The following is a 17730-nucleotide window of genomic DNA, read 5'->3' as shown; positions in this document are numbered from 1 at the left end:
GAAGAATAAATGGCAACAGCAATTATGAAACAAAAAGGAATTCCGGAAATGGACGATGTGGAAGAAATCATTTCGAAGATTTCAGAAGAAAGTCCTTACAAACGGCGTCCAACACAAAAGAGAACCTGGATGACCGTGCCGGAAATGGGAAAGCTGCTGGGATTAAAAAAGACAGATCGATACTGGCTGGTACATAAAAATGTTTTTGAATCTAAAGAGATTGCCGGAAAGATACGAATCAATATTGCCAGCTTTGAAAAATGGTACGCCAATCAGATTAAATATCATAAAGTTACTGGAGAAGAGCCAGGGAAAGAATTGAAATCCTGGTCCTATTCTGTTAAGGAAGTCGCGGATTTGTTGGGCGTTGATGATTATCTTGTTTATGATTTACTCAAGAAAAATCAAATGGAAGCTGTTATTGTCGATTACTGGAAACGAATACCAAAAGAATCTTTTCAGAACTGGTATAAAAGCCAGTCCCGGTATCGAACAAAGGAAGACAGAGAAAAAGACGCTCTTCTGGAAGATGCAACAATTACAATGCCTGAGATGGCACAGCTACTTGGAACAACCAGAAGCGCAGTATATACAATTCTTGATAATCCGAAGTATAGTCATTTTTTTGAATTCATTGTGATTGCAGAAAAGAAAAGGATCACAAAAGAGAGTTTTCAAAAATTCCTGGAAGGTCAGGATCGGTATAAGCTGGATCCATCGAATGATTATGAAGAACTTGCACAGGAACAAAATATTGCCCTGGCCAATTTCCGGCGGAAGAAATTATCACAGACCGGAATACGAGGAAGCAATGGAAATATAAAGTATCTTACTTTTGATGAAGCTTCCTATCTGGCAAAGGTCAGCAGAAGCATGATCAACAAGTGGGCGGATAAAGGAAAGTTCACAGTAATAAAAGTTGGCAGTCGAGTTAGGATCCTTCGGGATGAATTTGAGGACTGGATGGAACAAAGAGATTTGGAAAGGAGCATGCAATAATATGGCATCAATAAGAGAACGAAACGGAAAATTTAATGTAATCTATTCTTATACGAATGAAAAAGGTGAGAGGAAACAGAAATGGGAAACCTATGAAACGAAAGCCGAAGCAAAGAGAAGAAAAAAAGAAATTGAATATAAAAAAGAGATGGGATCATTTGTCGTTCGTAAATGCAAAACACTGGATGAGCTTATTACAGAGTATGTTGCACTTTATGGAAAAGAAAACTGGGCGCTTTCTACATATGAAGGAAATGTCTCTCTTATCAATAACTATATTCTTCCAATTATTGGTGATACGAAACTTTCAGAGATCAATACCCGATTCATCGAAAGATATTATCAGAGTCTTTTGAAGAGACGTGCAGTTATCAATCCATTGAATAAAACCAGTCGAAATGAATTTGTATCTTCCAGTACGGTCAGGGATATTAATAAGCTGCTTAGAAACTGTTTTGAACAGGCAGTGAAATGGGAGTTGATGGAAAAGAATCCTTGCACCCATGCGACTGTACCAAAACATAAATCACAAAAAAGAGACATCTGGACAGCCGATACATTAATGTATGCGCTCAGTGTCTGTGAAGATGAGCGATTAAAGCTTGCAATAAATCTATCCTTTTCATGTTCCTTACGACTTGGTGAGCTGCTTGGTCTTACCTGGGATTGTGTAAATATTTCTCCTGAGGCAATTGAAGAAAACCGTGCATATGTCTTCATCAACAAAGAATCACAGCGTATAAGAAAAGAATCGTTGAATGCATTGGATGGAAAAGATGTGTTGTTGGTATTCCCGACAAATCATAAGAAGAATTCTACGGTCCGTATTCTGAAAACACCAAAGACAGAAAGCAGTGTGCGTAAGATATTCTTACCAAAGAGTGTCGCTAATATGCTGGTAGACTGGAAAGCTGAGCAAGATGAAATGAAAGAAATTCTTGGTGATGAATATATGGACTATAGCCTGGTTATGGCAAGTACCTTTGGTCTTCCTCTTGGTGATGGAGCAATCCGTGGTCCTTTAAAGAAACTGATCGAGGATTATAATCTTCCACCGGTTGTATTTCACAGTTTCCGTCATAGCAGTGTTACTTATAAGCTGAAATTGAATGGTGGAGACATCAAGGCGGTACAGGGTGATTCCGGCCATGCGCAGGTCAATATGGTTACGGATGTGTACTCTCATATCCTGGATGATGATCGAAGGAAAAATGCAGAGCTTTTTGAAGAAGCATTTTATGAGAAAAAGAATCTGGATCCACAGATGCATGTACAGCAGGAAAATAATAATGCACCTGTTGCTGATGAAGTCGATCCGGAACTTCTGGCAAAAGTATTGGCGAATCCAGAGATGCGGGCGTTGCTCAATTCACTGGCGAAAACGATGAAGTAATGAAAAATAGTGAAAAAATAGTGTAATTTTAGTGAAAAAACGATTCATAAAACGATATAATATATGGATGAAATGAGGATATTTATTGTGTATATGAATATTCTATCTCCATCATTTGATGATAGAATGATGGAGATAAATCTGAAATGAAGGAGATTCCTATGAGAGACTTTGATTTTATTGTAAGTCCTGCGAAGTTGTTAACACCTGAAATTGTTCAGATGGTTAGCAGCATCCATGAACATAAAGGCAAACAGGAATTATTTCTCGAAGCCAATGTAGATGAATTGAAAACACTCTTAGAAGTTGCATTGATTCAGAGTACGGGAGCATCCAACCGAATCGAAGGTCCATCTACTGGTTATGTCCGTATTTAAAAATATGAAAGCAGCTTATAAATTTGCCAGTCAAAAACGCATGGACAAACCGTCTCGTATGCGTTATATTATTTATAGACAAGAAAATATCTTGTACTTATGATAGGAAAGTTTAATTGAATACTGTTTACCATGATCGAACGTACGAAGCATGGTTGTCATATAACAGATGTCGATGGTAATATCAAGGCATTCCCCGATTATTAGCTGGAGCAAACAATCAGCTAACTTTCAGAGCTTTACAGAGCTTGACAGAGGGGGTATTCAGAATAACTCGAATTGAATCGGAAACAGTTTTATATAGTGTCCCACTTGGGTTTACCTTACCTCAGATTGACAGAGAGTGACAATAGGTTGGAGCTCTCCTAAGCGAGGGGTCGGAGGTTCAAATCCTCTTGGCGACGGGCTTCAAAGCGCTCGAAAATGTTAGCTGGATTAGCTGACAACGAACGCTTTTTTTGTTTTCTAATCACGTTCGTGACATGATTTTCCATTCAAAATGATCAATTACCAGCTAACGCAATCCGATTTTTGTTAGCTGACGGCTAATCAAAATCACCTGTTTGCAAACATGGGTTTCAGGAAGTCCAGCTAACATTTGGGTTTCGCTCTGTTGTCACCCCTTATTTGGGGATGGATACCTGGTTTGAAAAACTGATGGAGAAATAATCTGGGAAAATAGTTTAAAGTTTACATGTTATGATCATGTATGAAGTTGGAACAAAATAAAAGAATTGTGCTATACTATTGTTCAAGAAAAAACTCATTGACATATTTCAATCTATTTAGGAGGATAACAGCATGATATTAAAGTTATTGAAATAAAAGATTATATAAAAAATCCAAAATCGAATGGTTATCGAAGCTATCATATGATTGTTGAAATACCAGTATTTTTTGCTAAGGGTAAAACACCTATGCGTGTAGAATTACAGATTCGAACCAATGGTATGGATTTCTGGGCAACATTGGAACATCAACTTCGCTATAAAAAAGGAATTGAAGAAATGCCTGGCTATGATGAGATAAGTGAAGAATTACTTCATTCTGCAAGAGCTATCATTGAAGCAGATAATGAAATGCAGAGAATAAAAGACAAAATTGGTATGTTACACGAAATTTAGGGAGAAAACTGAGCAAGTAGGAAGGTGGAATATATATGAAACAAGATACTTTAGAGGGCAAAGCAAAAACAAAAAATGGGGTAAAACGGCTGTGCTTTTCCATAATCTGCATTCTTCTGGAAGTGATTTTTATTATTACTATCGTAACACGCTTGAATGAATATGCAGAAATCATAAATTTATTTACAAGGATTTTGAGTGGGATCTTGGTTTTGGGATTGTACGCATCAAATAAGACATCCTCTATGAAAATGCCTTGGGTCATCTTAATTCTAATTTTCCCAATTATGGGTGTAGGCCTGTATTTGTTGATTGGTTTGAATGGCGGCACACATAAAATGCGTGAGCGATATGCAGAAATTGATAGCAAATTGTTACCAATGCTCCCGGACAGTCAGGAGTGTTTGAGCAGAATAAAAGAAACAATTCCGAAAGCAGGAAATATAGCAAGTTACATACAAAGAAATTCGCAGTATCCAATCTATCAGAATACGGATATTGTGTATTTTGATGAAGCAGTGAAAGGATTAGAGGCACAGCTTAAGGATTTGGGGAAAGCACAGAAGTTTATCTTTATGGAATATCATGCGATAGAAGACGCTGAAGCATGGCATAAGATTCAAGATGTTCTGGAAGAGCGAGTAAAAGCAGGTGTGAAAGTTAGAGTATTCTACGATGATATGGGTTCTATAGGCTTTATTAACACAGATTTTGTGAAAAAGATGGAGGCAATAGGAATTCATTGCCGTGTATTCAATCCGTTTATGCCAGGTTTAAATCTGTTTTTGAACAATCGTGATCATAGAAAAATAACAGTTATTGATGGAAAAGTCGGATTTACAGGTGGATATAATCTAGCAAACGAATATTTTAATTACACACACCCGTATGGACAGTGGAAAGATACAGGTATTCGTTTAGAAGGAGATGCTGTTCAGTCGCTTACGGTGACATTTTTGGAAATGTGGAATGCAGTAAGTGATAAGGATGCTAATGATTCTGATTTTAGTAAATACCTTTTCCACTATGATTATGCGGCACAGCAAACTGGGTTTGTTCAACCTTATGCAGACAGCCCTATGGATAATGAGCAAGTAGGAGAAGAAGTTTATATCAGTATGATAAATAAAGCTGAAAAATATTGTTGGTTTATGACTCCATATCTAATCATAACAGATGAAATGACGCATGCGTTATGTCTGGCTGCTAAGCGAGGGGTAGACGTAAGAATTATCACACCTGGTATCCCTGATAAAAAATTCATTTATAATATAACTCGTTCTTTTTATCATGGATTGGTTAAACATGGTGTTCGTGTTTATGAGTGGACTCCTGGTTTCTGTCATGCAAAAATGAGTGTGGCAGATGACTGTATGGCAACTTGTGGAACAATTAATCTGGATTATCGAAGTTTATATCACCATTTTGAAAACGGCTGTTTTATGGCAGATTGTCAGGCAGTTGTGGAAATAAAAAATGATCTGATAAGAACGATGGGAGAATGTCGTGATGTGACAGACCAATATCAAACCGGACGAAGTGCATATTTGCGACTGGGACAATTATTTATGAGATTATTTGCTGGATTGCTATAAGAATCTGATGAAACGACCTTTCAAAAAACAGTTGATTTAGAAGTTAACTGTTTTTGAAAGGCCGTTTTTGCTATATCTAACAGTCTGTTGTACAAAGAAGATTTTGCATTGATGAAAAAACAAACCTTGTTGAGGTTAAATTGAGATTGACTTTGTATTGTATAAGTATGAAATAAAAAGGAATCAGGTGATATACAATGAAAAAGTATAAAATATGTAAAATCCTTCTTGTTATACTGGCAGTTTTTTTATGTGTGGCTTTTTATGAATTGCTCGGAATCCACGTTGCATATAAAAAGCAGCCGGAAGTGTCCAATACAACCAAAAAAGAAACAAAAAATGGGTCATGGAACGAATGCAGTGAAAATACAGAACGGGCAGTAATCATAGAAAAGAATCCAGAAGCGCTTTTACAAAGAGTGCGTTTGATCAAGAATGCAAAAAAGGAAATTATTCTTTCTACTTTTGCATTTCAATCCGATGAAAGTGGAAAATTGATTTTAGGAGCACTGCATGATGCGGCAGACAGGGGTGTACATATTCGTCTGTTAGTAGATGGAATGGAGAGCTGGATTGATATGGAAGGAAATCCGTATTTCTATGGATTATCTTCCCATGAGAATGTTGAAATTAAACTATATAATAAGGCCAATCCGTTGAAACCGTGGAAAATGATGGGTAGAATGCATGATAAATATTTGATTGCAGATGGAAAGAGATATATTCTTGGGGGAAGAAATACATACAATTATTTCCTGGGTGATTTTCCGGGACATAAGAACTATGACAGAGACGTGTTAGTGGTTTGCGATGAACCTGAGAAAGAAAATTCAGTTAACCAGTTGTTAGAGTATTTTGAAACGATATGGGAACAAGAAGACAGTGGTTATTTTCATGACAATAAAAAACTGGCAAATAGAAAATCTGTAAAGAACGCAGTTTTAGAACTGCAGAACGGCTATCAGAAATATTTTGAAGAGAATAAGGAAAGAATCTGCGATACCGATTACACGGACGAAACTTTTGAGACAGAAAAGATTGCATTAGTGTCAAATCCTATCCACACAGGTTCCAAGGAACCAGTAGTCTGGTATCAACTGGGAGAACTAATGAAAAATGCAAAAGAGCGCGTGAAAATTCATACACCATATATTATTTGCAATGATATGATGTATAATACATGGAAAGAGATTGCGGAGAGAGTTCCGGATTTTTCTATCATGACCAATTCGGTTGCCAACAATGGAAATCCGTTTGGTTCTGCTGATTATGCGAGAAACAGAAACAGAATTTTAAATACAGGAATTGATATCTGGGAGTATGAAGGCGGCTATTCTTACCACGGAAAAAGCATCCTGATTGATGATGATCTATCCGTAATCGGTTCCTTTAACATGGATATGAGAAGCACGTATCTGGATACGGAACTGATGCTTGTAATACGTAGCAAAGAGATTAATAAACAGTTGGAAGAAGGCATGATGGAATATGAAAGAGTGTCCCGACAGGTATTGGAAGATGGAACCTATCGTGATCCATATCATGTAGAGCCAATCGAATTAACAAAGAAACGTCAGAGAAAAATATTTTTGGTACAGCATCTGCTTGGATGGGCAAGGTATCTGTTTTAATAAGGAGGAAGGAAAACGTGTTTCAAATATTGATTGTAGAAGATGATAAAGAATTAAGCCAGCTATTCCAAAAAGTGCTTGAGAAGAATGGATATCAGGTCAAAAGTGCATCGGATGGAGCACTGGCATTAGAAATATTGGATAAAGAGTATATTGATCTGATCATTTCCGATATTATGATGCCGGTTATGGATGGTTATGAACTGGTGTCGGAACTCCGTTCAGCAGGATATCAGATACCGGTACTTATGATCACTGCGAAAGGTTCCTTTGATGATATGCGCCAGGGATTTCTTTCGGGAAGTGACGATTATATGGTAAAACCGGTAAATGTGAATGAAATGGTTTTAAGAGTTGGAGCACTGCTTCGCCGTGCACAGATACTGAATGAACACAAAATTGTGATCGGTTCAACAGAGTTTGATTATGATGCAATGACGGTTACAACTGATAAGGAAAGTCTTGTTTTGCCTAAAAAAGAATTCCTGCTTTTATATAAGCTTGCAGCTTCGCCAGGCAGAACATTTACAAAACAACAGTTGATGGATGAAGTATGGGGATACGAGACGGAGGCAGACCCACATACGATAGAGGTACATATAGGAAGAATCAGAGAGCGTTTTAAAGATAACCCTGATTTTGAAATCGTAACAATGCGTGGAATTGGATACAAGGTGGTGAAAAAATAATGGAACAAAAGAAAGAAAAAGGATTGCGGATCCGATCCTGTCTGACTGGTGCAATCTGGCTGGCACTTGTATTTTCAACAGTCATATCTGCTTTATTATTTGCTTTTTTGAATCATTTTTTTAATCTGCCGGGCAGCATATCTGTGCTTGGCTGGCTTTTGATTTTCAATACATTGATTGCCGGGCTGATCACTTCCTTTATTAATGCAAAGTTACTGGAACCAATTACCAGACTTAGTAAAGCAATGAAGGAAGTTTCTCAGGGAGATTTTGAACAGCATTTGGAAACGAACAGCCGTATAGCAGAAGTTGGAGAATCTTATCAAAGTTTTAACGTTATGACAAAAGAACTTCGTGCAACAGAGGTGCTGCAGATGGATTTTGTATCTGATGTTTCTCATGAGTTTAAGACCCCGATTAATGCCATTGAAGGATATACAATGCTGCTTCAGGGAGAAGAACTGTCTCCGGATCAAGAGGAATATGTAGAAAAAATCTTATTTAACACCCAAAGACTTTCCGGATTGGTTGGTAATATTTTGCTGTTATCCAAGTTAGAGAATCAGAATATACCAATGAAAAAAAAAGAATATCGTCTGGATGAACAGATCCGCCAGGCATTTCTTTCATTGGAAACAAAATGGACAGAAAAAGAAATTGGTTTTCAGGTAGAATTGGAGGAAGTTAAATATACTGGGAATGAAGGACTTTTTATGCATATCTGGATAAATCTTTTGGATAATGCGATTAAGTTCAGTCCTTCAAAGGGGACAATTACGATGTTTCTGAAACAAGAACAGGATTCTGTTAAGTTCATTCTGGAAGATGAAGGACCAGGAATAGAGGATGATGTAAAATCCAGAATATTTGACAAGTTCTATCAGGTAGATGGATCTCATAAAGCAGAAGGAAATGGCCTAGGTCTTGCACTTGTAAAACGGATTGTAGATAGTGCCGGAGGAACAATCAAAGCAGAAAACCGTGAATATGGTGGATGCAGATTTGTTGTAGAGCTTCCAATCCAGAAAGATAAGGCCATATAAGTTTAAGAAAAACAGATAGAGGAGGAATTACATGACATTTTATCAGGAGTTGCAGTTAAATCAGGCAGGTTCTAAAAACCTGTTGAAAAAGAGTGAAACACTAAAAGAAAAATCATATCATATGTGGGTATATCTGGTGAAGATAGCTGCTACAATGGCATTTTGTTTTTGCTTTGTTAGTATTTTCAGTATCCTATTTGGAAATGAGAACAGCATTGTAGGTGTAGTAGTCTTATTATGTCTCATGGTGTTTAGAAATGCGGATCTGGGGATCCACACCGGACAATCTACGATGCTTTTGGCTTTGTTCTTTGTAATTATGACTGTATGTCCGCATTTAGCAAATCAGTTTTCACCGGTATTGGGAATGCTGTTAAATATTGCGGCACTGGCTGTGTTGATTCTGTTCGGATGCCATAATCCATTCATGTTTAATCAATCTACATTGGTTCTTGGGTATCTACTGCTATATGGTTATGATGTTACGGGAAAAAGCTATCAGATGCGATTAGTCGGAATGGCTTTAGGTGCAGCACTTACCTGCTTCGTATTTTATCGAAATCATAAAAACAGAACCTATAAAAGAAATCTGAAAGATCTGATACAAGAATTTGATATCACTTCTTCCAGAACAAAATGGCAGATATGTCAGATTTTATGCGTACCGATTGTCCTTTGCATTGCAGAACTTTGTAATATGCCACGTGCAATGTGGGCTGGTATTGCGGCCATGTCCACGATTTTGCCGTTTATGGAAGATATGCACTACAGAGTCCGTAAAAGGATTGTCGGAAATATTGCAGGTGTTATATGTTTTACAGTATTATATTTTCTGCTTCCTTCGTCAATCTATGCATATATAGGAATTCTTGGTGGAATCGGTGTAGGATTTTCAGCACAATATGGCTGGCAGGCAGTATTTAACACATTTGGTGCTTTAGCCATTGCAGCAGAGACTTATGGACTACAAGGAGCGGTTAGTCTTAGAGTGATTCAAAATGTTTTTGGTGTTGTGTTTGCTTTAGCATTTTGTGTTATATTTTATTGGTTTATGTCTAAAAAAAAAAAGGAAAGTAAGGTGACCGTACATGCAGAGTGAAGTGAATCAGGAAGAAAATTTGAATAGAATTATTACGGTTCCTAATCTTCTTTCTTTTTTCGGCTTTGTCTGATTCCGGTAATTATATGGAGTTATTGTGTAAAGAAAAATCCTCTGTTAGCTGGTGAAATCTTATTGCTGTCTGAGCTTCCCGATATGTTCTGGTAAAGACTTGGACCATGGCAGAAGCTCTGTTAGAAAATCAGTTTTTTTATCCTCCACATGTTTAGGGATTTCTCTGAGCAGATGTCGAACTTTCCTATTATATAAGAAAATTCCGCATAGCCGCTGATGATAATGAGCTACATATCTTCCCGGATTTTTCTCAGCACCGAGCAGACTTCCAGTTCAAGTTCTTCCCCCAGGATCCTACCTTCCATCCTTTCTTTTCTGTCATACCCTGCTGTAAGTATAGCATAGACTTTTGTTTCCGACATTAAAAATTCCATCGACATCCGTTTCTGCACACGGTATAATAGGTATCATGTAAAGAAAAAGGAGGTTGTTTTCTTATGTTATCCTGCACCTACGAAGTAGTCGCCATCGATGGTGATTACGCGCATTTACGCCGCAATGACATCGAACCGGAGGACAATGAAATGAAACTGGTTGCCCGCGCACTGCTGCCGCCGGAAATTATGGAGGGCAGTATTTTGAAATACGAGATGCTGCAGTATGAAATCATTGGCTGATGCTGTTTTTCCGGCCGAGGTGTTTTCTCTCCCGCTCTTTCATGGCATCTCGGAAACCGGGCGGACGGCTCTTGTTTCGAGCGGGTGGCTGCGGACGTGTTCGTTTGAGAAAAACCAGACCATTTATCACATGGGTGACCGCGTGTCCGAACTGGGGATTGTGCTGTCCGGCAGCGTTTTCGTGGAGAATACGGATCTCTGGGGCAACCGCAGTATCTTAAGCAAGATCACCCCCGGCCAGGTATTTGCCGAAACGTATGCCTTCTGTCGGGAGCCGATGATGGTGAATGTCACGGCAGCCGAAGCCTCGACGGTTCTCTTTTTCAATCTTCGAAACCTCGACCAGACCGCCGATGGTGATGATGCATGGCTGTCCCAGCTTCGCAGTAACATGCTCCGCATCTCCATGCAGAAAAATCTTACCCTCTCCAACCGCATTTTCTGCACTACACCAAAGACGATCCGCGAGCGCGTGCTGGTCTACCTCGCCGCGCAGTCTGCCAAAACCGGCGCCGACACCTTTACGATCCCCTTCGACCGCCAGGGCCTCGCCGACTACCTGAACCTCGACCGGAGCGCCCTCTCCAAAGAACTCGGAAAAATGCAGAAAGAGGGAATCCTCGAATTTCATAAAAACAAATTTACGCTGCGTCATCCGTCTCTCTAGGCGGTACCGCAGCGTAAATTTTTTACCGTTTCATCGTTTCAAATGCTTATTTTTCATAAACGAATATACACAAAAAGTATTTTCCGTGGTTATAACCACATACTTTTCCTGTTATATCCGATATTCTGTACGTGTAAATTATGAAACTCCGCGCAGATCTGTTTTTCCCTCTGCGCTTAACCCCTCGGAAATACCCTACAGGAGGAACTATTTTTATGGAACAGAATATGTTTTGCTACCAATGTCAGGAAACTGCCGGCTGCTCCGGCTGTACAAAATCCGGTGTCTGTGGAAAGCGCCCGGAGACAGCGGCGCTGCAGGATCTGCTGATCTGGACGACGAAAGGACTTTCCGCCGTGACGACACAGCTCCGCCGCGAAGGAAAAACCGTCGATGCCAGCGTCAATCATCTCATCACCGAAAACCTGTTTACGACCATCACAAACGTGAACTTTGATGATGATACGATCCGCGCACGAATTGAGGCAACGCTTGAGACCAAAGCGCTTCTCGCTCAGCTTGCCGACTGCTCCGCTCTGCCGGAAGCCGCCCTCTGGAACGGCACAACCGATGAGTTTGCCGCAAAAGCAGTAACCGTCGGCGTACTTTCCACGGAAAATGAGGACATCCGCTCTTTACGCGAGCTCATCACCTACGGTCTGAAAGGACTTGCCGCGTACACCAGCCATGCCAATGTTCTCTTAAAAGAAAACGAGGAAATCGATGCCTTCCTGCAGCGTGCTCTCGCCGCAACGCTCGACGATTCCCTCTCTGCAGAGGAACTGACGGCTCTCGCACTCGAGACCGGCTCCTACGGCGTGCAGGGAATGGCACTGCTCGATGAGGCCAATACTTCCGCTTACGGCAATCCGGAGATCACCACCGTCGATCTCAGTGTCGGCACCCGCCCGGGTATTCTCGTCTCCGGTCATGATCTGCGCGACCTCGAGATGCTGCTCGAGCAGACCGTGAACACCGGCATCGATGTTTACACCCACTCTGAAATGCTGCCTGCACACTACTATCCGGCGTTCAAAAAATATGAACATTTTAAGGGAAATTATGGTAACGCCTGGTGGAAGCAGAAAGAAGAATTTGAAGCCTTCAACGGCCCGATTCTGATGACGACGAACTGTATCGTGCCGCCGAAGGACAGCTACAAAAACCGTATTTACACAACCGGAGCGGTTCGTTATCCGGGATGCCCGCACATCGACGGCGTCATCGGTGATACAAAAGATTTCTCTCTGCTCATCGAACAGGCAAAGCACTGCGCACCGCCGACGGAACTCGAGCAGGGAACCATTGTCGGAGGCTTCGCCCATGCACAGGTACTCGCCCTGGCAGACCAGATCGTCGATGCCGTGAAATCCGGCGCGATCAAAAAATTCGTTGTCATGGCTGGATGTGACGGCCGTGCAAAGAGCCGCAGCTATTACTCTGATTTTGCACAGGCACTGCCGAAAGACACCGTGATTCTGACCGCCGGCTGTGCAAAATACAAATACAACAAGCTGAACCTCGGCGATATCAACGGCATTCCGCGCGTCCTCGATGCCGGCCAGTGCAATGATTCCTACTCTCTTGCCGTGATTGCACTGAAATTAAAGGAGGTCTTCGGCCTCGACGATATCAACGATCTGCCGATCATCTACAATATTTCCTGGTACGAGCAGAAAGCTGTGATTGTTCTTCTGGCACTGCTGTCGCTTGGTGTCAAGAACATCCACCTCGGCCCGACACTCCCGGCATTTTTAAGCCCGAATGTTGCAGCTCTTCTCGTTGAAAACTTCGGCATCGCCGGAATCGATACCGTTGAAAACGATATGGAATTGTTTTTCGGGAAATAAAGAAAACCCCTTGCTTTCTTTCATTTTTCCACGTATACTGTATATGTTCAGACAAAAATATCTTTGAATTTGGGCATATCAGAAAACGGACCTCAGATTCCATTTCTATACACGCCCGACACCGATGAGTCATCTCATCTTAATCACACATTTTTAGAACGTGCCTGGGAATTTTTTCAGACACGTTCTCATTCTATCACGGAGATTTATGAACTATGAGCATCATGAAAAATATCAATAAAGCCAAGATTATGGTCTTAAAAGATCAGGTTTCCTACCAGGAAGGCCAGATCGTCAGCAAAACACTGGTACAGAATGAATCCGTCAGCATCACCTTATTTGCCTTCGACAAAGGCGAAGAAATCAGCACCCACGAGTCCGGCGGCGACGCCTTCGTCACCTGCCTCGACGGAACCGGTGAAATCACCATCGACGGCGTAAAATACGAACTCCACGAAGGCGAATCCATCGTCATGCCGGCAAAACATCCGCATGCAGTGTATGGCAAAGAGCAGTATAAGATGCTTCTGGTAGTGGTATTCTAACGTATCCTTTTTGAACCAATTATTGATATGCCTGACAAAATAAGGCAGCATGCCTCAGGATTTCCTGTGATATGCTGCCTTGCCTTTTTATTCATTTACGCCTTTTCTATCAGGCATTCATTCTTTTTGGTCTTTTTATCATAATTAATTCCAACCAGTAGAATATCTCCAATATACGGTTCCAATGATGCAATGTACTTTTTCTCTTTGATCTGATCCGTCTCCACCCACAGATGGGCTATGAGCTCCTCAGCAAATGGGATTCCACAAGACCATACGCCGAGGCGGCGCTCTACCACCATCTCTGGTACGACGAAAAAGGCGGCTATCCGCGCGAGTATACCCATAAAGGCAACGACAACGCCATTCTCTACCAGATCCTCACCTGCGCCGATTGTCTCGGTGCGCCAACCGATTCCGTCGGGCGGCTGATCACCGCGGAACGCGAACAGTTATACCGCGAAGTCTTCGGTAAAAACGTGGAGCTGGTTCTATAACTTTGGTTTCTGTTTATGGCGTTAATTCGTATATCCGTATATTGTAGTTCTTTTCAAGACTCTGTCCGTCTCGCGTGGACACATTGTAAAATGCACAAATTTCATTCAGCTCATATGTTTATTTCGTTAATTTGTTAATGAACGTGTTTTTTCAATTTTATGTTTTGTGTTAATTTATGTTCATTTATTATTCATCATTTTGTGAACATTAAGTTGACATCATCAAAAGAAAATAGTTTACATTTTGGAAAAAATATACTAAAATAACAGAAACGGTCAAATCTCCGCCAAAAAACGGCGGAGATTTTTCTGGAAAGAAGGGCGAAAAACGTGTTGGAAAGACGATCGAAAAATTTCGAAGGAAATGCGTAGAAAATCCGCCCGAAAAGGTGAAAAACCAAGCATAAATCACAGGGAGGAACTCATACTATGAAAGAAATCATCCAGGGCTTCTACCAGAAGAAACATTTCTGGACCCGCCTGATTCTGGTCATCGCTGCCGTCATCCTGATGGGCTTTGCGCTCTCATGGCTGCTTCTCGTCGATCTCGGCACCGATCCATGTACCTTGTTAAACCAGACCATCTCCACCCGCCTCGGCATCAGCATCGGAAACTGGCAGGCGCTCTTCAATACCGTCCTGCTCATCTTCGTTATCATTTTCGGCGGCAGAAACTTAGGCTTCGGAACCCTCGCAAACATGTTTCTCGTGGGATATTCCATCGACTTTTTCTCCTGGATCTGGGCGAAAGTCCTTCCGGCAGACCTCTTCACCTCGATGGGTGTGCGAATCGCCGTGCTGATCCCGGCGCTGATCCTGTTTATCCTTGCCGCATCCTTCTATATGGATGTTGATATGGGAACTGCACCGTACGACGCAGTATCCTTCATTATCTCCACCCACCTGCCGAACGTTTCGTTCCGTGTGATCCGCATCGTCTACGACTTCGTTGTCACCGCGATCGCCGTTCTGCTCGGCGGAAAACTCGGCATTGTTACCGTGCTGATGGTTATTACCCTCGGTCCGGTCATTGAATGGCTGGGAAATATCATGAAACAGCATCTGAATATTTTTGATGACTGAAATCATTGCTTTTCCGCGCTTTCTATACTACAATAGAACTACCAGATGATCTTTTTTCTAAAAGAAAAGCCTGCCTCCGGGACTCACATCTCTGTGGCAGGCTTTTCTTCCCTAAAAATAGCCGAAAAAAGACTCAAAAAGCAGAAAATCATTTATATTAAGGAGGTTTTTCCTATGAGCAACACCCCAAACCCTGTTTACGAAAAACTGATGAAATGCTACGAGAGCTTCCGCTCCCAGATCGATTTCCAGCCGGAAGTCGCACTGATTCTCGGTTCCGGCCTCGGTGATTTTGCGAATGATATCCGCGTTACCGCAACCCTCGATTACCACGATATCGAAGGCTTCCCGGTTTCCACTGTTCCGGGCCACGCGGGCCGTTTTATCTTCGGCTACGTCGGCGATGTGCCGGTTGTCTGCATGCAGGGCCGCGTTCATTATTATGAAGGCTATCCGATGACCGACGTCGTTCTCCCGACCCGCCTCATGAAGCTGATGGGCGCAAAAGCACTGTTCTTAACCAACGCCGCCGGCGGCATCAAACAGGGCACAAAACCAGGCTCTCTGATGCTGTTAAACGGCCAGATCGCCTGCTTCGTTCCATCTCCGCTTATCGGGCCGAACATCGACGAGCTCGGCACCCGTTTCCCGGATATGAGCCAGATCTACGACCTTGAATTCCAGAAAATCGCACGGAAAGCCGCAGCCTGCCTTGATATCGACCTGATGGAAGGCGTTTATCTGCAGCTCACCGGCCCGCAGTACGAGTCCCCGCAGGAAATCGCCATGTGCCGCACCCTCGGCGCAGACGCGGTCGGCATGAGCACCGCCTGCGAAGCCATCGCTGCACGCCATATGGGCATGCGCGTCATCGGTATTTCCTGCATTACCAATCTTGCCGCCGGCATCTCCCCGCAGCCTCTGTGCCATGCGGAAGTTCAGGAGGCAGCTGACATGGTTGCACCGCAGTTCAAAAAACTCGTTGCCGCAACGATTCAGGGCATCGCAAAGACACTGTAAACAGCACGTAAAATAAAGGAGAGATCTTTTTTGAATACACGTTTTTACAACGCCAAAATTCTCGTACTCGACGCTGAAAACCATTTTTCCATCGCCGAAGACGAACTTCATGTCACCGGCGACACCATCACCTATATCGGACCTGGTAGAAAAGCAGATCCAGATGCCGCAGAGACCCCTGTCTTCGACCGCGAAATTGACGCCCGCGGCAATCTTCTGATCCCGGGCTTTAAAAACGCACACACGCACACCCCGATGACCTTCCTCCGCTCCTACGCGGACGATCTCCCGCTCCACGAATGGCTCGAGCGCCAGGTCTTCCCGAACGAGGCAAAGCTCGCCGGGGACGACGTTTACTGGCTCAATATCCTCGGCATCATGGAATATCTGACGAGCGGCATCACCTCCAATTTCGACATGTACATCCAGCAGAAAAACAGCATCGCTGCCACGGTCGACACCGGATTCCGCACCGTTCTTACCAGCGGTCTCAACAACTTCGTCGACAGCCCGGAAATTCTCGAAGAGATGTATAACTATGTCAACAAACTCTCCGACCGCACCTCGTATCTGCTCGGTTTCCACGCCGAATATACGACCGGCGGCCCGCTTCTTGAATCCGTTGCCAAACTCGCCGAAAAATACCATTCCCCTGTCTGGACACACAACGCCGAAACAAAAAGCGAAGTCGAGGGCTGTAAAGAGCGCTGGGGACTCACCCCGACACAGCTGATGGAACGCTTAGGCATGTTCCAGTACGGAGGCGGCGGCTACCACTGCATCTGGATGGAGGACCGCGATTTTGAGATCTTCCGTGACCGGAAACTGACGGCCGTTACCAATCCCTCCTCAAACCTGAAGCTCGCCTCCGGCATCTGCCCGCTGAAGCGTTTTTACGATAACGGCATCAACCTCGCCATCGGCACTGACGGGCCAGCCAGCAACAACTGCCTCGACATGTTCCGCGAAATGTTCCTGACCACCGGTCTTTCCAAAGTCCGTGAGATGGACGCCGCAGGAATCCCGGCTGATGCGATACTCTACATGGCAACCGCAGGCGGCGCACACGCGATGCAGCTTACTGACTGCGACCGTCTCGCTGCCGGCAAAAAGGCCGATCTCGTCATGATTGACCTCCATCAGCCGAACATGCAGCCGGAGAATAATCTGATCAAAAACCTCGTTTACAGCGGCAGCAAACAGAACGTAAAGCTTACCATGGTAAACGGTCAAATCCTCTACGAAAACGGCGAATTCCATATCGGCTTTGACCCGGAAGAAATTTATGCAAGATCCAACGCCATTATCCGAAGAATTTCCGGCTCGCATGCAGATAATTAGTGGATTTCACGCAGTTTTTCCTTTGCTTGACATACTTTTTTCTTTTATATTATAATGTAGCCATACACGCAAAAACGCTGTACCT

Annotated in this window: 16 protein-coding genes and 2 pseudogenes; 17 read left to right on the top strand and 1 reads right to left on the bottom strand. The window is 42.7% G+C overall.

The annotated features are described in order from the left end of the window. The first annotated feature begins 144 nt into the window (after nt 1-144). From DW769_RS11125 to DW769_RS11055, 14 genes and pseudogenes are all read left to right on the top strand, one after another. Complete coding sequence (locus DW769_RS11125; RefSeq protein WP_243105452.1) at nt 145-999, top strand: helix-turn-helix domain-containing protein; 855 nt, start codon at nt 145-147, stop codon at nt 997-999. Nucleotide 1000: 1 nt separating this feature from the next. After that, a complete protein-coding gene (locus DW769_RS11120; protein ID WP_182438773.1) occupies nt 1001-2392 on the top strand; it encodes a tyrosine-type recombinase/integrase in 1392 nt (463 codons plus the stop codon). 161 nt (nt 2393-2553) lie between these two features. Further along, entirely contained in the window at nt 2554-2769 is a 216-nt protein-coding gene (locus DW769_RS11115; protein WP_226855232.1) for a hypothetical protein, read from the top strand. Between the two features lie 797 nt (nt 2770-3566). Then, nucleotides 3567-3893 (top strand): annotated as a pseudogene (locus DW769_RS11105) (GTP pyrophosphokinase); the annotation flags it as partial. A 35-nt stretch (nt 3894-3928) separates the two neighbouring features. Then, a complete protein-coding gene (gene cls, locus DW769_RS11100) occupies nt 3929-5488 on the top strand; it encodes a cardiolipin synthase (protein WP_055225912.1) in 1560 nt (519 codons plus the stop codon). A gap of 197 nt (nt 5489-5685) precedes the next feature. Further along, a complete protein-coding gene (locus DW769_RS11095) occupies nt 5686-7119 on the top strand; it encodes a phospholipase D family protein (protein ID WP_055225914.1) in 1434 nt (477 codons plus the stop codon). After that, complete coding sequence (locus DW769_RS11090) at nt 7098-7808, top strand: response regulator transcription factor (RefSeq protein ID WP_044024695.1); 711 nt, start codon at nt 7098-7100, stop codon at nt 7806-7808. Before DW769_RS11095 ends, DW769_RS11090 begins: the two co-directional genes overlap by 22 nt. After that, nucleotides 7808-8851 carry a sensor histidine kinase gene (locus tag DW769_RS11085; protein WP_117802673.1) on the top strand — a complete coding sequence of 348 codons (1044 nt, stop codon included), beginning with the start codon at nt 7808-7810 and terminating at the stop codon, nt 8849-8851. The genes DW769_RS11090 and DW769_RS11085 overlap by 1 nt, the downstream gene beginning before the upstream one ends. A gap of 31 nt (nt 8852-8882) precedes the next feature. After that, a complete protein-coding gene (locus DW769_RS11080) occupies nt 8883-9950 on the top strand; it encodes an FUSC family protein (protein WP_118750388.1) in 1068 nt (355 codons plus the stop codon). After that, nucleotides 9940-10109, top strand: a pseudogene (locus DW769_RS11075) (CDP-alcohol phosphatidyltransferase family protein); the annotation flags it as partial. The gene DW769_RS11080 and the pseudogene DW769_RS11075, both read left to right, overlap by 11 nt. Before the next feature lie 353 nt (nt 10110-10462). Further along, nucleotides 10463-10642, top strand: a complete 180-nt coding sequence (locus DW769_RS11070) for a hypothetical protein (RefSeq protein WP_055225919.1) — start codon at nt 10463-10465, stop codon at nt 10640-10642. After that, the gene (locus DW769_RS11065; RefSeq protein WP_055225921.1) at nt 10626-11309 is read left to right on the top strand and encodes a Crp/Fnr family transcriptional regulator; all 684 of its coding nucleotides are present in this window, start codon (nt 10626-10628) and stop codon (nt 11307-11309) included. The genes DW769_RS11070 and DW769_RS11065 overlap by 17 nt, the downstream gene beginning before the upstream one ends. A 215-nt stretch (nt 11310-11524) precedes the next feature. Next, complete coding sequence (hcp, locus tag DW769_RS11060; protein ID WP_118596011.1) at nt 11525-13159, top strand: hydroxylamine reductase; 1635 nt, start codon at nt 11525-11527, stop codon at nt 13157-13159. A 215-nt stretch (nt 13160-13374) separates the two neighbouring features. Beyond that, on the top strand, nt 13375-13704 hold the full coding sequence (locus DW769_RS11055) for a cupin domain-containing protein (RefSeq protein WP_118750387.1): 330 nt from the start codon (nt 13375-13377) through the stop codon (nt 13702-13704). A gap of 95 nt (nt 13705-13799) precedes the next feature. Here the strand turns inward: DW769_RS11055 and DW769_RS16615 are convergent, their stop codons facing one another. Continuing rightward, a complete protein-coding gene (locus DW769_RS16615; RefSeq protein ID WP_118697722.1) occupies nt 13800-14051 on the bottom strand; it encodes a hypothetical protein in 252 nt (83 codons plus the stop codon). 579 nt (nt 14052-14630) lie between these two features. On the opposite strand from DW769_RS16615, the gene DW769_RS11045 reads away from it, so the two are divergent. The 3 genes from DW769_RS11045 to DW769_RS11035 all read left to right on the top strand — a co-directional run bounded on the left by DW769_RS11045 (nt 14631) and on the right by DW769_RS11035 (nt 17645). Continuing rightward, the gene (locus tag DW769_RS11045; protein WP_022461580.1) at nt 14631-15284 is read left to right on the top strand and encodes a YczE/YyaS/YitT family protein; all 654 of its coding nucleotides are present in this window, start codon (nt 14631-14633) and stop codon (nt 15282-15284) included. Nucleotides 15285-15458: 174 nt separating this feature from the next. Continuing rightward, the gene (locus tag DW769_RS11040) at nt 15459-16304 is read left to right on the top strand and encodes a purine-nucleoside phosphorylase (RefSeq protein ID WP_117510620.1); all 846 of its coding nucleotides are present in this window, start codon (nt 15459-15461) and stop codon (nt 16302-16304) included. A 30-nt stretch (nt 16305-16334) separates the two neighbouring features. Next, nucleotides 16335-17645, top strand: a complete 1311-nt coding sequence (locus DW769_RS11035) for an amidohydrolase family protein (RefSeq protein WP_117510622.1) — start codon at nt 16335-16337, stop codon at nt 17643-17645. Nucleotides 17646-17730: the final 85 nt, after the last annotated feature.

This window comes from Blautia sp. AM29-29 (genome assembly GCF_003480555.1).
Taxonomy (GTDB): domain Bacteria; phylum Bacillota; class Clostridia; order Lachnospirales; family Lachnospiraceae; genus Fusicatenibacter; species Fusicatenibacter saccharivorans.
Note: the sequence above shows the minus strand (reverse complement) of the source record. Positions and strands in the feature narration are given on the sequence as shown.

Excerpts from the sequence above, each read along its gene's own strand:
- DW769_RS11040 (WP_117510620.1), top strand. The coding sequence starts at position 15,459 with ATGAGCAACACCCCAAACCCTGTTTACGAAAAACTGATGAAATGCTAC.
- DW769_RS11120 (WP_182438773.1), top strand. The coding sequence starts at position 1,001 with ATGGCATCAATAAGAGAACGAAACGGAAAATTTAATGTAATCTATTCT.
- DW769_RS11070 (WP_055225919.1), top strand. The coding sequence starts at position 10,463 with ATGTTATCCTGCACCTACGAAGTAGTCGCCATCGATGGTGATTACGCG.
- hcp (WP_118596011.1), top strand. The coding sequence starts at position 11,525 with ATGGAACAGAATATGTTTTGCTACCAATGTCAGGAAACTGCCGGCTGC.
- DW769_RS11115 (WP_226855232.1), top strand. The coding sequence starts at position 2,554 with ATGAGAGACTTTGATTTTATTGTAAGTCCTGCGAAGTTGTTAACACCT.
- DW769_RS11080 (WP_118750388.1), top strand. The coding sequence starts at position 8,883 with ATGACATTTTATCAGGAGTTGCAGTTAAATCAGGCAGGTTCTAAAAAC.
- DW769_RS11045 (WP_022461580.1), top strand. The coding sequence starts at position 14,631 with ATGAAAGAAATCATCCAGGGCTTCTACCAGAAGAAACATTTCTGGACC.
- cls (WP_055225912.1), top strand. The coding sequence starts at position 3,929 with ATGAAACAAGATACTTTAGAGGGCAAAGCAAAAACAAAAAATGGGGTA.
- DW769_RS11055 (WP_118750387.1), top strand. The coding sequence starts at position 13,375 with ATGAGCATCATGAAAAATATCAATAAAGCCAAGATTATGGTCTTAAAA.
- DW769_RS11125 (WP_243105452.1), top strand. The coding sequence starts at position 145 with ATGGGAAAGCTGCTGGGATTAAAAAAGACAGATCGATACTGGCTGGTA.
- DW769_RS16615 (WP_118697722.1), bottom strand. The coding sequence starts at position 14,051 with ATGGGTATACTCGCGCGGATAGCCGCCTTTTTCGTCGTACCAGAGATG.
- DW769_RS11065 (WP_055225921.1), top strand. The coding sequence starts at position 10,626 with ATGAAATCATTGGCTGATGCTGTTTTTCCGGCCGAGGTGTTTTCTCTC.
- DW769_RS11085 (WP_117802673.1), top strand. The coding sequence starts at position 7,808 with ATGGAACAAAAGAAAGAAAAAGGATTGCGGATCCGATCCTGTCTGACT.
- DW769_RS11095 (WP_055225914.1), top strand. The coding sequence starts at position 5,686 with ATGAAAAAGTATAAAATATGTAAAATCCTTCTTGTTATACTGGCAGTT.
- DW769_RS11090 (WP_044024695.1), top strand. The coding sequence starts at position 7,098 with ATGGGCAAGGTATCTGTTTTAATAAGGAGGAAGGAAAACGTGTTTCAA.